General features: G+C 70.1%; 11 protein-coding genes. 5 read left to right on the top strand and 6 right to left on the bottom strand.

What is annotated here, in order from left to right:
• The first annotated feature begins 97 nt into the window (after positions 1–97).
• The 3 genes from IM738_RS21285 (at position 98) to IM738_RS21275 (ending at position 3,315) form a co-directional block, all read left to right on the top strand.
• A complete protein-coding gene (locus IM738_RS21285) occupies positions 98–1,765 on the top strand; it encodes a PQQ-dependent dehydrogenase, methanol/ethanol family (protein WP_236963024.1) in 1,668 nt (555 codons plus the stop codon).
• A 162-nt stretch (positions 1,766–1,927) separates the two neighbouring features.
• On the top strand, positions 1,928–2,293 hold the full coding sequence (locus IM738_RS21280; protein ID WP_236963023.1) for a c-type cytochrome: 366 nt from the start codon (positions 1,928–1,930) through the stop codon (positions 2,291–2,293).
• Positions 2,294–2,490: 197 nt separating this feature from the next.
• Positions 2,491–3,315, top strand: coding sequence for a substrate-binding periplasmic protein (locus IM738_RS21275; RefSeq protein ID WP_236963022.1), 825 nt, complete (start codon positions 2,491–2,493; stop codon positions 3,313–3,315).
• Between the two features lie 187 nt (positions 3,316–3,502).
• Here IM738_RS21275 and IM738_RS21270 read toward each other — a convergent pair whose 3' ends face one another.
• The 5 genes from IM738_RS21270 to IM738_RS21250 form a co-directional block, all read right to left on the bottom strand.
• Positions 3,503–3,973, bottom strand: a complete 471-nt coding sequence (locus tag IM738_RS21270; protein WP_236963021.1) for a C40 family peptidase — start codon at positions 3,971–3,973, stop codon at positions 3,503–3,505.
• A 56-nt stretch (positions 3,974–4,029) separates the two neighbouring features.
• Entirely contained in the window at positions 4,030–5,733 is a 1,704-nt protein-coding gene (leuA, locus tag IM738_RS21265; protein ID WP_236963020.1) for a 2-isopropylmalate synthase, read from the bottom strand.
• 286 nt (positions 5,734–6,019) lie between these two features.
• Complete coding sequence (locus IM738_RS21260) at positions 6,020–6,652, bottom strand: 3'-5' exonuclease (RefSeq protein WP_236963019.1); 633 nt, start codon at positions 6,650–6,652, stop codon at positions 6,020–6,022.
• On the bottom strand, positions 6,649–8,781 hold the full coding sequence (locus IM738_RS21255) for a sensor histidine kinase (protein WP_236963018.1): 2,133 nt from the start codon (positions 8,779–8,781) through the stop codon (positions 6,649–6,651). The genes IM738_RS21260 and IM738_RS21255 overlap by 4 nt, the downstream gene beginning before the upstream one ends.
• A 165-nt stretch (positions 8,782–8,946) precedes the next feature.
• Positions 8,947–9,636: a response regulator transcription factor gene (locus tag IM738_RS21250; RefSeq protein ID WP_236963017.1), complete on the bottom strand. Its 690-nt coding sequence runs from the start codon at positions 9,634–9,636 to the stop codon at positions 8,947–8,949.
• A gap of 165 nt (positions 9,637–9,801) precedes the next feature.
• Here IM738_RS21250 and IM738_RS21245 point away from each other — a divergent pair, with 165 nt between their 5' ends.
• Both IM738_RS21245 and IM738_RS21240 read left to right on the top strand, forming a co-directional pair.
• The gene (locus tag IM738_RS21245; protein WP_442908458.1) at positions 9,802–11,097 is read left to right on the top strand and encodes an SPFH domain-containing protein; all 1,296 of its coding nucleotides are present in this window, start codon (positions 9,802–9,804) and stop codon (positions 11,095–11,097) included.
• A gap of 2 nt (positions 11,098–11,099) precedes the next feature.
• The gene (locus IM738_RS21240) at positions 11,100–12,605 is read left to right on the top strand and encodes a hypothetical protein (RefSeq protein WP_236963016.1); all 1,506 of its coding nucleotides are present in this window, start codon (positions 11,100–11,102) and stop codon (positions 12,603–12,605) included.
• Between the two features lie 15 nt (positions 12,606–12,620).
• Here IM738_RS21240 and IM738_RS21235 read toward each other — a convergent pair whose 3' ends face one another.
• Positions 12,621–13,961: an NAD(P)-binding protein gene (locus tag IM738_RS21235; RefSeq protein WP_236963015.1), complete on the bottom strand. Its 1,341-nt coding sequence runs from the start codon at positions 13,959–13,961 to the stop codon at positions 12,621–12,623.
• Positions 13,962–13,982: the final 21 nt, after the last annotated feature.

Genomic DNA, 13,982 nt, shown 5'->3' with positions numbered 1-13,982 from the left:
CCGGGAAAACCCGGGCGTGTGCGCCAGGGTGCAATTTCCCAAAATGGGTGGGCTTTCACAACAACGACGGTTCCACCATCCCCACAGGAGACAACGCATGGTCACGACATCCCGGATTCTGGGAGGCGTCGCATTGGCGGCCCTCATCGGCTCGGTCCAGGCCCAGAGCCTTCAGGACCTCCAGCGCGACAACGCCACGCCCGGCGACGTGCTCACCTACGGCATGGGCTACAACAACCAGCGCTACAGCCCGCTCAAGCAGATCAACACGAAGAACGCCGGCAAGCTGCGCCCGGTCTGGGCCTACAGCCTGAACAACCCGCAGGGCCAGGAGTCGCAGCCCATCGTGCACAACGGCGTGATGTACGTGACCACGCACAACAGCACCGTGGCCCTCGACCCGGCCACCGGCAAGCAGATCTGGAAGCAGGACATCGAGCTGCCGCAGGACGTGTTCAAGATGGCCTGCTGCGGCATCCTGAACCGGGGCGCCGCCATCCTCGACGGCAAGCTCTACCGCGTCACGCTCGACGCGCACGTGATGGCGATGGACGCCAAGACCGGCAAGCAGCTCTGGAAGAGCAAGGCCGCCGACTACCTGGACGGTCAGGCCATGACCAGCGCGCCGCTGATCGCCAATGGTGTGGTGATCACCGGCATTGCCGGCGGCGAGTACGGCACGCGCGGCTTCATCGACGGCTGGGATCCGGCCACCGGCAAACAGCTCTGGCGCTTCTACACCACCGCCGCGCCCGACCAGAAGGGCGGCGACACCTGGCCCGGCGACACCCACCAGAAGGGCGGCGCACCGACCTGGCTGACCGGCGCCTACGACCCCGAGCTCGACCTCGTCTACTGGGGCACCGGCAATGGCGGCCCCTGGAACCCGAACGCGCGCAAGGGCGACAACCTCTACATCGCCTCGGTCGTGGCCATCCGCCCCAAGACCGGCGAACTCGTGTGGCACTACCAGTTCAGCCCCAACGACCCCTACGACTACGACGCCACCGAGGTCGGCATGCTGGTCGACATGAAGATCGGCGGCAAGGACCGCAAGGTGCTCACCCAGGCCAACCGCAACGGCTTCATGTACGTGCTCGACCGCGCCAACGGCGAGCTGCTCGCGGCCAACCCCTACGTCAAGGTCAACTGGGCCGACCGCATCGACCTCAAGACCGGGCGCCCGGTGCACAGCGAGATCGACAAGAAGGCCCGCGCCGGTGAAGACGTGGAAATCTTCCCCTCGGTGGTGGGTGGCAAGAACTGGACACCGATGTCGTGGAACCCGGCCACCGGTCTCGCCTACGCCAACACGCTCAACATGAGCTGGCCCTACCAGCTGGCCAAGCCCGAGTACAAGAAGGGCGAGTGGTACCTGGGCGTGAATTTCAGGGGCGTGAACATGCCCAAGAACGAGCCGCACGGCTACCTCAGCGCCATCGACCCGATGACGGGCAAGAGCAAGTGGCAGATGGCCTGGCCGGGCCAGCCGAGCATGGCCGGCACGCTCTCGACCGCCGGCGGCCTGGTGTTCACCGGCGCGGCCACGGGCGAGTTCATCGCGGTGGACGCGAACAACGGCAAGAAGCTGTATCAGTTCCAGACCAGCAGCGGCATCATCGGCCTGCCCGTGACCTTCGACCTCAAAGGCAAGCAGTACGTGACGGTGGTGTCGGGGGCGGGCGGCGTCTGGGCCCTGCTGGGCGACGAGCGCATGAGCCAGGTGCCGGCTGGGGGGTCGGTCTGGACCTTCGCTTTGGAGTGATTGACCCCCCCGCGCCGCAGGACAGTGCACCCCCCGCGCCGCCTGCGGCGTCACCCCCCGGGGGCAATGCCTGTGGCCCGGCAAAGCCGGTTCCACGGCATCCTTGACCGGCACAGGCACTCGCTCCGGTACGGCGGCGCACTTCTTTCTGGACCTTGATTGATGATTCGATTTGTTTTGTGTGCACTGGCCCTGACGCTGTCGGGTTTCGTGCGGGCGCAGTCGGCTGGCACTCCCGACGCCCAGGCCGTGAGCGTTCCGCCCGCCACGCCCTTCACCGCCGAGATGGTGGAGAAGGGCCGCGAGCAGTTTCACCGCACCTGCGCGCAGTGCCACGGCCGCAACATGGTCAACAGCGGCACCACGGTGTACGACCTGCGCAAGTTCCCGACCGAGCAGCGCGACCGCTTCTACACCTCGGTGACCAACGGCAAGGGCAACATGCCCTCGTTCAAGGGTGCACTGGAGCCGGGAGCGATCGAGCTGCTGTGGAGCTACGTGGCCACGCGTGGAGGAAAAGAGTTGTGAGCACCCCCCGAAAAACTGGAAACACCCCCCGCGCCGCCTTCGGCGTCACCCCCCTGAAGGGGGGCAGCGTCAGCGGCCCGGCAAAGCCGGTTCCGCGACGCTTCCGGGCGGTGCTTCTTCTTTCGCGGCGTTGGGGTGTTGCCGTGGCGTTGTCGACTGTGAGCGCTCTAGCGAGCGCTGAGCCGCTGACCGTCTGCATGGCCGAGGACAACCCGCCGTTCTCATTGGCGCGCAAGGGGCAGGTCACCGGCTTTGACGTGAAGATCGCCGAGGCGGTGGCGCGGGAGCTGGGGCGCGAGCTGAAGCTGTTGCCCTTCGAGCCCGAGCTGGAGAAAGAGGCGATGCTGACGCACGAGGTCAACGCCCTGCTGTCGGCCGGGCTGTGTGATGTGGCGAGCGGTTTCCCGCTGCTGAAGTCCGATCTCGGCCCGCCCACGCGCGAACGCTTCAAGACGCCGGACTACCCCGGCGCCAAGCGCGCCCGCGAGCGGCCCTTCGAAACGCTGGGCACGCTGGTCGCGAGCCAACCCTACCAGGGCACCGCGCTGGCGCTGGTGCAGCGGGCCGGGGTGCCGGCCGCGCGTTCGCTGGGCGATGTGGTGGGGCGCAAGGTCGGTGCCGTGGCCGGCACGCTCGAAGGCACGCTGGTGGCCATGTACCGGGGCGGCGCGCTCACGCCGCGCATGGTGTCGATGGGCCAGCGTGACGATGTCTGGGCGGCGCTGGAGAGCGGTCGCGTGGACGCGATGCTGGTGCCCACGGCGGCCTTCGACGCGCACCGCCTGCGCCAGCCCGCCAGCACCCTGCAGGCGGGTCCGGCGCGGCCGCTGGGCATCAACCTGGGCTGGGTCGCGCTCTCGGGCAAAGCCGATCTGCTGGACGTGGTGAACCGCGTGGTCCAGCGCAGCGGTGCCAGCGGTGAGCTGCAGCGGTGGGCGCAGGAGAGCGGCTTGCAGTGGCAGGCACCGACGCTGCCTGCGGTCACCGGCACGTTGTCGCTGGCGGGGTTGTTGAGCGACTGATCCTTTCTTTTTGGGTGGTGTTGCGCCGCCGGTGGCGTTGTGCGCGCGAAGACCTCGCGCCAGGCCGATGGCGCCATCTGCGTTCTCTTGCCCGCACCCTCGGCTCAGCGCACCCGCTGAGAAAGAAAGGCCTCTGAAGCAAGAAACGCCAGCGGGGCAATAGGTACCGACGGAGTTGACGTGCGCCTCAGGGACGGCGGAAGGCGGTGGGCTGGCGCGCCCAGTAGGCGTTGTTCAGGCGGTCCAGCCGCACCGTGCCGCCGGTGGACGGGGCGTGCACGAAGCGGCCTTCGCCCACGTAGATGCCCGCGTGAAAAGGCTTTCCGCTGCCGAAGATCACCAGGTCGCCGGTGCGCAAGTCATCGGCGTCCACCCGCTCGCCAAAGCCGGACAGCTGGGCCACCGTGCGCGGCGGGGCGATGCCGGCGCGGCGCTTGTACACGTAGCCGATCAGGCCGCTGCAGTCGAAGCCACTTTCCGGTGTGTTGCCGCCCCAGCGGTAGGGCGTGCCCACCAGACCCAACGCGTGGATCGCGATGTCGCTCGACTGCTCGGCCGAGAGCGCGCGGTACGCCGGACCGCGCGACGGTGGCGTGCTGCCGCAGCCCGCGATCAGCAGGGTGGCGGTCAGGGCGAGACAGGGCAGGACACGGCGCATGGGTGCCAAGGGTAACGGATGGGCCATCGCCAGCCCATCCGTGCCGGGGGATCGGATCAACCTACTGCCGTGGCCGCCACTGCAGGCGCCGTCCGGGGCGGCGCCACCAGGCGGTTCGCCACGCTCAACACGGCCCTCACCGAGGCGGTGACGATGTTGCTGTCCAGGCCCACGCCAAAGGTCGCGCCGGGCGTGCCGGCGAGCCCCGCTTCCACGATGGCCAGGGCCTGCGCCTGGGCGCCCGCGCCGGTGGCCCGTTCCTCGTAACCGTGCACCTCCAGCGGCAGGCCCAGGGCGTCCACGGTGGCAGCAATCGGGCCGTTGCCCTGCCCTTGCAGCGTCTGCCGCACGCCTTCGATCGTGACGTCCAGCTCGATGCCCTGGCCGTCCTCCGACAGTCGGTGCGCGTGGCAGGTGATGGCCTGCGCTGTCGCGGGTTGCGCCATGCCCGGGTCGAGGTAGGTGGTCTGGAACAGCGCCCACAGCGCGGGGCCGCTCATCTCGGTTTCGCTGGCGTCGGTGTGGCGCTGCACCACCGCGCTGAACGCCACCTGCAGGCGCCGGGGCATCACCACGCCGCGTTCGCGCTCCAGCAGGAAGGCGATGCCGCCCTTGCCCGACTGGCTGTTGACGCGGATCACGCTGTCGTAGGTGCGGCCCAGGTCGGCCGGGTCGATGGGCAGGTAGGGGATCTGCCACAGACCCTCGGGATCGTGCGCCGCGAAACCCTTCTTGATCGCGTCCTGGTGCGAGCCGGAGAACGACGTGAACACGAGGTCGCCCGCGTAGGGATGGCGCGGGTGGACGGGCAGGCCCGTGCAGGCCTGGGCCACGCGCGCCACGCCGTTGATGTCGGAGAAGTCGAGGCCCGGGTGGATGCCCTGGGTGTAGAGGTTGAGCGCGACCGTGACGAGGTCGAGGTTGCCGCAGCGCTCGCCGTTGCCGAACAGGCAGCCTTCCACGCGCTGCGCCCCGGCCAGCATCGCCAGCTCGGCCGCGGCCACGCCGGTGCCGCGGTCGTTGTGCGGGTGCACCGAGAGCACGATGTGCTCGCGCGGGCTCAGGTGCCGGTGCATCCACTCGATCTGATCGGCGAACACATTGGGCGTGGCGTTCTCCACCGTGCTGGGCAGGTTGATGATCACCTCGCGCCCGGGGCCAGCGCCCCAGGCGGCGATGGCGGTCTGGCAGGCCTTGAGCGACACCTCCAGCTCGGTGGCGCTGAAGGTCTCGGGCGAGTACTGCAGGGTCCAGCGCGTCTCGGGCCGGGCGTCGGTGAGGCGCTTCAGGAGCGACACGTGCTCCTGCACGAAGGCCATCACCTGCGTCACGTTCATGCCGGACACCACGCGGCGCCAGACCCTGGCCGTGGCGTTGTAGAGGTGAACGATGGCGCGCGGTGCGCCGCGCACGGCGTCCACCGTGCGTTCGATGAGATCGGCGCGCGACTGCGTCATCACCATCAGCGTCACGTCGTCGGGCACGAGGTCTTCGTCGATGAGGCGGCGCACGAAGTCATGGTCGGTCTGCGAGGCCGCCGGAAAACCCACCTCGATCTCCTTGAAGCCGATGCGCACCAGCTCCTGAAAGAGCTTCAGCTTGCGCTCGACGTTCATGGGCTCGAACAGGGCCTGGTTGCCGTCACGCAGGTCGGTGGACAGCCAGATGGGGGCACGGTTGAGGGACTGGGACGGCCAGGTGCGGTCGTGCAACTCGACGGGGGCAAAGGCCTGGTACTTGCGGGCGGGTTGGGCAATCATGAGCGGCTCCACGAATCGGGGGATCTGAAAAAACAAAGGCGACATCCCCTGCAGCCCTCCATGGTGATGGAGGCTGGTTCGTGGGCCGGGGTCAGGGGGAAGTCGGGTGTTGCGCTTCAGGCAACAGAAAAGGCGAACGCAGGCAGACCCCGGCCGAGCACTAGGCTTAGCGATAGGGTGGTCAGGGACGTGCGGCGTTGCATGGCGCAAATCGTAGCATGGGCGTTCGAGTGCGGGCCCACCGGCGGACGGGCGGTGGGCATTCTTCGCCCGGCGCGAGGGCCGCTCAGCGGGCGCTCAAGGCCCCGCGTGCCACGGCGGGGCGCGCCAGCAGCTTGGCCACGGCCGCCTTGGTGCAGCGCTGCAGACCCATCAGGTAGCTGTGGTCGGGGTCGGCCACGCCATGCCGCGTGCGCAGGTCGTGGCGCATGCGGTGCAGCAGCTCGGTCGCCATCTCGGCGTCGGCCAGCGCGCGGTGGGCCTTGCCCGTGCGCGGCAGGCCAAAGCGGTCCACCAGCGAACCCAGCTTGTGGCTCGGCGCCTCGGGGTAGAGCCGGCGCGACAGCAGCACCGTGCAGGCAAAGGGCTGCAACGCGGGCTGGCCGCACAGCGCCAGCTCGGCCTGCCAGAAGCGGCGGTCGAACGAGGCGTTGTGCGCCACCATCGGCACGTCGCCGACGAAGCGCGCCGCCTCGGCCATCACCGTCGTTGCGGGTGGCGCGGCCTGCACCATCGCGTTGGTGATGCCGGTCAGCTGCGTGATGAAGCCGGGGATGTACACGCCCGCGTTCATCAGGCTCTGGTAGCGGTCGACGATGCGGTCGCCCTCGGTGATCACGATGGCCACCTCGGTGGCGCGGTCGCCCATGCCGGGCGAGATGCCGGTGGTTTCGAAGTCGATGACGGCGATGCGGTTCATGCGGAAACTCGTGGGGTGGCGCGGGGCAGGTGGAGGACGAAGCGCACGCCGCCGTCGGCGTTGGCCGCGGTGATCGTGCCCCCCATTTTCGCCATGTAGGTGCGAGCCACGAACAGGCCCTGTCCCCGGCTCTCGCCGGGGGCGCTGGCGTCGGTCACGCCGTATTCGAAGATCGCCTCCAGCCGCTCGGCGTCGATGGCCGGTCCGGTGTTGTGGATGGCGAAGCCGGCCATGGCGCCGCGGTCGTCGAGCGTGAGGGTGATGGGCGAGCCTGGTGGGCGGTAGCGGTCGGCGTTGCGCAGCACGTGGGTCACCACGTCCTCCAGCGAGTGCTCGCTGGCCTGCACCCACACCGGCGCGCCGGCGGTTTCGAAGACCACGTTCTGAATGCCCGCGTAGGGCGCGTTGACCGCCACGTGCTGAAGGAATTGATTCAGGTCCAGCGTGTCCACCTCGACCGAGGCCGAGCTGATGGCCTCGCTCGGCGACGCGCTGCCGTAGAGCACCCGCACCGCCTGCTGCATGCGGTGCACGTAGCGGTGGCTGGGGTCGGCGGCGTCGCCGTGCAGCACCATCAGCGACTGCAGCGGCGACATGATCTCGTGGCCCACCGCGTGCCACATGTCGCGCTCCTGCTCGTTGCGCAGGTGCTCACGCCGCACGCCCTCCTTCACCCGCTGCAACAGCCCGGCCAGCGTGCTGGCCAGGATGCCCATCTCGTCGCGCCCGGCCATGTCGCGCACGTCCAGATCGCCCAGCCGCCGTTCGACCTGCGGGTCCTGCATGTTGTAGTTCAGCGCCGCCGCGCGCTGGGTCAGCCGGGCCACCGGCCGGATCAGCCCCAACTCGATCACCAGCCAGGCCAGCACGATGGCGGCCAGCATGGCGCCGACAAAACCGCTCATGCGGGTGGCGGTCGCGCTCAGGCTGCGGTCGACGCTGGTCAGGTCGCCGGTGAGGCTGAGCTGGTAGCGGCCGCTGGAGGTGTTGACGGTTTCGCTCGCCTGCACCTGCGTGCGGGTGTCGCTCGACGGCAGCTTCAGGACCAGGCGCGTGAGCCAGGGCGCCGCCACCTCGTCCGAGCTGTCCTGCCCGCGCAGCTGCGTCACCAGCTGCGGCGCCCCGCTGCCCAGGCGCTCAATGCGCAGCACCTCGCCGCCCGCGAGCGTGGAGCCGAGGTGCTGCAGCGAAAACGGCTGCACCGCACCGGCGCGCGCGCTGTCAAACAGCACCTGGCCGCCCGGTGCGACCCACTGCAGGCGCAGCCGGGTGCGGCCGAGGTCGGCCGGCGGCCAGGTGCGCGGGCCCTGGCTGAACAGCGCCTTGCGCCAGGCTTCCACCGGCACCCGCAGCGAGATCAGCGTGCGGCGCGCGCAGCCGGGCAGTGCCTGACCGGGCACGGCGCAGCCGGCCTCCTGCCAGAGCCAGCCGCGGAAGTCGCGCACCGGCCGAGAGCCCTTGACCAGGGCGCTGCCCTCGCCGCTGAATCCGGTCACGCGGCCGCGCAGGCCGCCGTCGCCCACGTCCACCGGCGCATCACCCGGTGCCTCGAAGGGCGCGACCCAGTGCTCGGTGCCGGCGCCGGTCTCCGCCCGGACCACCGCATGGCTCACAGGCGCCAGGTCGAGCGTGCCTTTTTCGCGCGCCACCGCCGGCGGCAGCACCAGGTCGGCCACGAGGTAGACCACGCCGCCCGCGTAGGCGCTGTTGCCCATGCCCACGCAGAGCTGCCCGCCGTCGTCGGGCCAGTGCACGGCGCAGCCGCTCATCTCCACCGCTTGCCGCGCCTTGAACGGGTCGGAATAGTCCAGCGCCGAAAACGGCAGCACCACCGGCGTGAGCCCGGCGCCCGAGGGCGCCGCCGCGTCGGCGTTGATCAGCGCCAGCTGCCCGGTGGGGTGGCGAAGCTGCGCCGCCATGGTCGACAGCGTCTGCCGGAAACCCGCTTCGTAGCGCTCACGCGCGCGCTGCTTTTCTTCGGCCAGCAGCGTCAGCGCCAGCCCCACCACGGCCAGCGCCAGCAGCAGGAACACCCCGTGAAAGACGATGCGGCGGCGGAACGCCGAGAGCGGCAGGCGCGGCAGCGCCAGCGCCGGCAGCGAAGGAAGATCGAGGGGGCCGAACTTCATGTCACTGGGTCGTCAGACAGGAGCGGGGGAGGTGATGAAAGCTGACCCGGAGCGCGTGACCCAACCAGGGGCAGCCGTGGAACCGGCTTTGCCGGGCCACAGGGCTGCGTCCCCCTCCCGCCGCAGGCGAGAGAGGGGGAAGACGCGAAGCGGCGCAGGGGGTGCTCATCGTCCCCAGCGGAAGCCACGCATGGGCACGTTTTCGATCGCCTCAAAAGATGGGTCGAGTTCGCGGAAGGCATCGCGGATGCTGCTCACGTGCTTGCGCACGTTGTCGCGGTTGCGCCCGCTCTTGACCACCTCGTACAGCTCCTCGTAGCTCACGGTCTGGCCCTTCTTCTGCACCAGCGTGGCGAGGATGCGTTGCGCGGTGAGCGGCAGGTTGATGCGTTGGCCGCGCCAGGTGGGGCTTCGTTGCCACAGCGGGTCGAGGCTCAGCTCGTCGGCGGCGGGCGCGGGCTCAGCACTTTTCTGCGCCCGTGCGGTGCGCAGGATGTCGAGAAAGGTCTCGACGAATTCGGCCTCGTCGAAGCTGGTCTTCTGCAGGTAGTCCCAGGCGTCCAGCGCCTTCATGATGCTGCGGTAGATCGCGGCCGGCATGGCCGAGACCACCAGCACCGGCGTGCCCTGGTGCAGCTTGTTGATGGTGTTGATGATCGCCACGCCCGCGTGCCGCTCGCGGCCCAGCTCGATGTCCAGCACCACCAGGTCGTAGCGCTCGCGCGCCAGCGCGGCCTCGGCGCTGTCGCGGTCGAACCACTGGTGCACGGTCAGTTCGGGGCGTGCGGCCTGGATCCAGCCGGCCAACTGGTCGCTGGTGGGGCGGTCGTCTTCGATGACGGCGATGGTGTGCATGGCGCCCATTATCGAAGGGCGGTCGCGCGGGCCGCTGTGAGTTTTTCTTCCGGGGCCGGTGGTGAACCCGCCCGGCGACCGCATTGAGACTTCCGCGCCTTCCCGGAACGATGCAGGTCATGGAGAAGCCCACGGTGGGCGGCTCCGGTTCACAGGAGAAATTCCATGTTGCTGCGTCTCAAGTCCCTGACCCGTTCCGTCCGGATCGCCCTGGCCCGCTTGGTCCGCCGCGCCGCCCCGGGGGCGGCGTCGGGCGACGACGCGTCCGCTGTGCGCCCGTTGCGCGCCATGCCTTCCGTGTCCTTGCGCCCCATCCTGCTGACCCTCGGCGTGACGGCGGCGGCGCTGGGCGCCGGTTACGTGATCGTGAAGCACCCGCCGGTGCAGCAGCTCGCCCCCGGCCACCTGGCGCTGCGCACCAACCAGCTCACCGGCGACACGACGGTCTGGCGCAGTGGCCCGGTGTGGGCGCTGCCCGGCCTGTACCAGGTGACCCGCTACCCGCTGCAAGACCAGACCTGGCACGCCGCCAGCATGGCCAGCGCCGACGGCCCTTCGCCGGCGCAGTCGGTCGAGGGCCTGTCCATCGGCCTCGACCTGAGCGTGCGCTACGCCATCGATCCGGCGCGCCTGACGGCGGCCAAAGCCGCGTCGCTGCCCGAGCGGCTCGTCACCCAGATCGTCGAGCCGGCGGTGCAGGCCACGGTCTACAAGATCATCGCCCGCCACACCGTGCGCGAAATCTTCTCGTCGCAACGCGCCCAGATCGAACAGGAGATCGAAGGCCAGATCCGCACCAAACTCGCGGCCGACGGCCTGCTGCTGCGCTCCATCCACATCGGCAAGATCGACCTGCCCGAGGACTACCGCCGCGGCATGGAGGTGCTGCTGACCGAAGGCCTCTCGGCCGAGAAGATGCGCTACACGCTGGAGCTGCGCGAGAAGCAGGTCAAAGAAAGTGAGCTCACCGCCAGTGCCGAGAAGGCCCGCCGCGAGATCGCCGCCGAAGCCGCCGGGCGCGAGCAGGTGATCGCCGCCAAGGCGCAGGAAGAGGCGATGAAACACGTGTTGCCCTTCAAGCAGCGCCAGATCGAGCAGCGCAAGCTCGAAGCCGAGGCCAACCGCGTGAGCCGCGTGCAGCAGGCCGAGGGCGAAGCCCAGGCGCGCCGCATCGAAGCCGCGGGCGAGGCCGAGGCGCGGCAGAAGCTCGCCGACGCCGAGGCCTACCGCCTCACCCGAGTGGGCAAGGCCAACGCCGAACAGATGGCGGCCGAAGGCGCGCTCATCACCAAGCACCCGCTGCTGATCCAGAAGACCATGGCCGACCGCCTGAGCGACAAGGTGCAGGTCATCATCGCCTCACCCTCGCAGGGCGGCTTCATCGGCAACAACCTGCTGGGCAGCGTGGCGCGGGCGCAGACCGCTTCGACCGAAGTCGACACCGACAACACGGAGCAGTGACCATGAAACAGCTTGGCAATGTCCTCCTGGCTGCGGCAGTGGTCGCGGTGCTGGCGGCGGTGTTCAGTGTGTCGGCCCGCGCGGCCGAGCCGGTGGCGGCCGTGGCCCTGGTGACCCGCGACGCCGTCACCCTGCGCGCCGCCCCGCGCGACAGCGCCGCCGCCCAGACCGTGCTCTGGCGCGGCGAGGTGGTGGAGATCCGCGCCGAACGCGGCGACTTCGTGCAGGTCTGGGACCACCAGCGCGAGCGCGGTGGTTACGTGAAGCGCTCGCAGCTGCTGGGCGTGGGCAGCGGCGAGCAGGCCGCGCCCGAGCTGCTGGCGTTGCTGGGCTTCGTGAGCGAACAGCCGGGCTCGGAAACCCTGGGCCTGGCGCTCGCGGCCGCCGCGATCCAGGCGCTGCCGGGCGCCGCGCTGCAAGGTCCCGACGGCGCCCGCGTGCTCGATGCCATCGGCCGCCAGGCCGAGCGCCTCGCCGAGCGCGCGTCGCAAGGCGCGCAACGTTCGCAGGACCGGGCGATGTTGACCGCCCACCTCGACGTGGCGCGGCGCCATGGCGTCACGTTCCAGAGCATCGAAGACGGTGAGCGCGTGCGCCTGTGTTACGAAGGCGACGCCCACCGCCGCCTGCTGGCGATGCCCGCCGCCAGCGCCGAGCAACAGGCCCGCGCCGCGCTCGCGCTCACCCGCTCCGACTGCCAGAACCCCCAGGCCCGGCCCGGCGAGCGCGAGGCCGCCGACCAGGCCCGCGCCGCCTTGCTCGACCGCGTCCCCACCACCACCCTGGCCGCCCATTGGCGTGCCCGCCTCGCCACCCGGCAGGCCAGCGTCTGGAGTGGCCTGGCCTTCGCCCGCGCCCAGCGCGGTGACGCCACCGCCGCCCGCAGCGCCGCCGAGCGCGCGCTGCAGGCCATTGCCCGCGTGGACCGCGCCGAGCTGGCCGACGACGACCTCACCCGCCACACCGAAGCCGCCCTGCGTGCCAACGCCGTGCGCTGGGCCGCCGGCAGCGGCGTGGCGCCCGCCGCCGCGCTCAGCATCACCACCCGGAAGCTGGACGACGGCCAGACCTGCGCCAGCCTGATCGACCCGCGCCAGAAAGCCGCGCAACCCCTGGCCGAGCGCTGTTCCTGGGGCGTGGTCTGGGCGGCGTCGGCCTCGGTCAACCGCGAAGGCAACGCCGCCGCGCTCGCGGTGCAGCCGATCGACGGCTGGCGCGAGCTGTGGGTGTTCCGCAAAACCGCGCAGGGCTGGACGGTGCAGGTGCTGCCGCCCGCCGCGCTCAACCCCGGCCTGGGCTACGCCGAACTCGCGGGCTGGGTGCCCGGCGGGCGGCAGATGCTGGTGGCGCGCGAAGCGATGGCCGAAGGTCGCACGGTGCGCCGCTTCGAGGTGGTGGAGCTGAACACGCTCACCCCGCAGCGCACCGCCTTCGAACCCGACGCGCTGGGGCCGTTCGCACGCTGGCCCGATGCGGCCTGGAAGCGGGATTCGCTGGCGCTGCGCTGAGCGGGCGAATCCGCCTCAGCTGTTGGTGGTGCGACGCACCACCATCGGCGCCCGATTCAGCTGCGCCTGGGCCAGGGCCACCGCCTCCGTGGTCGACGGGATGTAGTCGAAGCCGCCCTGGCGACCGAGGCTTTCAATGCCCAGTGCCGCCAGGGACCGCAACACGGCCGCCTTGCGCGCGTCGGCGGACTGGTCGTACACGGGATAGGCAAAGTCCGTCACAAAGCTGCCCAGGCATTCCAGCTCACCGTCGAACAGGCCGGCGCGGGCCGTGGTGGTCCGGAAGTCGGCGACGATGGTGTTCACCGACGGCAAGGGGCCGCGAACCGACACCTCCACGCTGCAGTACGCCCAGCCGTCGACCTGACCGTGGTAGTCGGAGTGCATGGTCAGTCGCTTCCACAGGCCGTCGGCCGCGAAGTTGTGCAGGATCAGCGCCGCGAAATTCCGCCGACCCCGAAACCGGAAACACGCCGTGACCAGCGAGGTGGACTCCGGCGGGGCCGCTGCGTCCAGTCCCAGCAAGCCGGTGATCCTGACCAGGGGGAGCGTGTTGATGAGTCGCGGGGCGGTGAAGGTGCCGGCGGCGGTGTGCACCTCAAAACCTTCTGGCGTCTTCCGGACGGAAGCGGTGCCCGCGTTCAGAAAGGCCTCGGCCCCAGAGGCCTGCAGGCACCCCAGTGCATGGCGGTACATGCCCTGAAACCCTTCGGGCGACCGGGCGAAACACCGCAGCGTTGCCGGGCGTGCCACCAGCCCCAGCCGCTGGCCGGCCGAACGCACGAGGCGCAGCGCACGCGGGGCGACGCCCGCGTTCCTGGCGATCCATTTCATGCGGCGCAGCGCGAACGGGTAGCTGATCTCCTCGGCTGAGAAGCCGTAGAAGCGGCGCATGTAGTCGGACAGCCCGCTGTCGCGGAACAGCTTTGCGCCCATGTAGGCCTTGGCAAAATCCGCCGCCGAGGCCTTGTGATGATGGAACAGCTTGTGGGCCAGCACATCGGCGAACACCGCGAACCGGTAGCGCCAGGGCCGCGCACCCAGCTCGCCCCGCGCGTCGAACGGGTAGGCACGCACCTCCCCCTGCGGCGTGACGCGGGCGATGCTGTAGTTGACCGGCGACCAGTGGGCCTCGATGCCGGGAAACATCTTGAGCAGGGGGCTGTCCGACCAGAAGAAGATGGCGCCGACATCGAAGCTGCAGCCGCCCATGTCTTTCGACAGGTGGTTGCCGCCCGCGCCGGGGTAGTCTTCGATGATCGCGAGGCGCTGGGTCGAGGGCAGCAGCGCATGGGCGGCCGTCAGGCCGGAGACCCCCGCGCCCAGGATGATGACCTCAAAGTGCTGACGGACCATGGGTGCCCCGGATGTTCGACA

It is taken from the genome of Hydrogenophaga sp. SL48 (assembly GCF_021729865.1).
Lineage (GTDB): Bacteria > Pseudomonadota > Gammaproteobacteria > Burkholderiales > Burkholderiaceae_C > Hydrogenophaga.
Note: the sequence above shows the minus strand (reverse complement) of the source record. Positions and strands in the feature narration are given on the sequence as shown.

Bases quoted from the DNA above. Each gene is read 5' to 3' on its own strand.
- IM738_RS21285 (WP_236963024.1), top strand. From the start codon at position 98: ATGGTCACGACATCCCGGATTCTGGGAGGCGTCGCATTGGCGGCCCTC.
- IM738_RS21280 (WP_236963023.1), top strand. From the start codon at position 1,928: ATGATTCGATTTGTTTTGTGTGCACTGGCCCTGACGCTGTCGGGTTTC.
- IM738_RS21275 (WP_236963022.1), top strand. From the start codon at position 2,491: ATGGCCGAGGACAACCCGCCGTTCTCATTGGCGCGCAAGGGGCAGGTC.
- IM738_RS21270 (WP_236963021.1), bottom strand. From the start codon at position 3,973: ATGCGCCGTGTCCTGCCCTGTCTCGCCCTGACCGCCACCCTGCTGATC.
- leuA (WP_236963020.1), bottom strand. From the start codon at position 5,733: ATGATTGCCCAACCCGCCCGCAAGTACCAGGCCTTTGCCCCCGTCGAG.
- IM738_RS21260 (WP_236963019.1), bottom strand. From the start codon at position 6,652: ATGAACCGCATCGCCGTCATCGACTTCGAAACCACCGGCATCTCGCCC.
- IM738_RS21255 (WP_236963018.1), bottom strand. From the start codon at position 8,781: ATGAAGTTCGGCCCCCTCGATCTTCCTTCGCTGCCGGCGCTGGCGCTG.
- IM738_RS21250 (WP_236963017.1), bottom strand. From the start codon at position 9,636: ATGCACACCATCGCCGTCATCGAAGACGACCGCCCCACCAGCGACCAG.
- IM738_RS21245 (WP_442908458.1), top strand. From the start codon at position 9,802: ATGTTGCTGCGTCTCAAGTCCCTGACCCGTTCCGTCCGGATCGCCCTG.
- IM738_RS21240 (WP_236963016.1), top strand. From the start codon at position 11,100: ATGAAACAGCTTGGCAATGTCCTCCTGGCTGCGGCAGTGGTCGCGGTG.
- IM738_RS21235 (WP_236963015.1), bottom strand. From the start codon at position 13,961: ATGGTCCGTCAGCACTTTGAGGTCATCATCCTGGGCGCGGGGGTCTCC.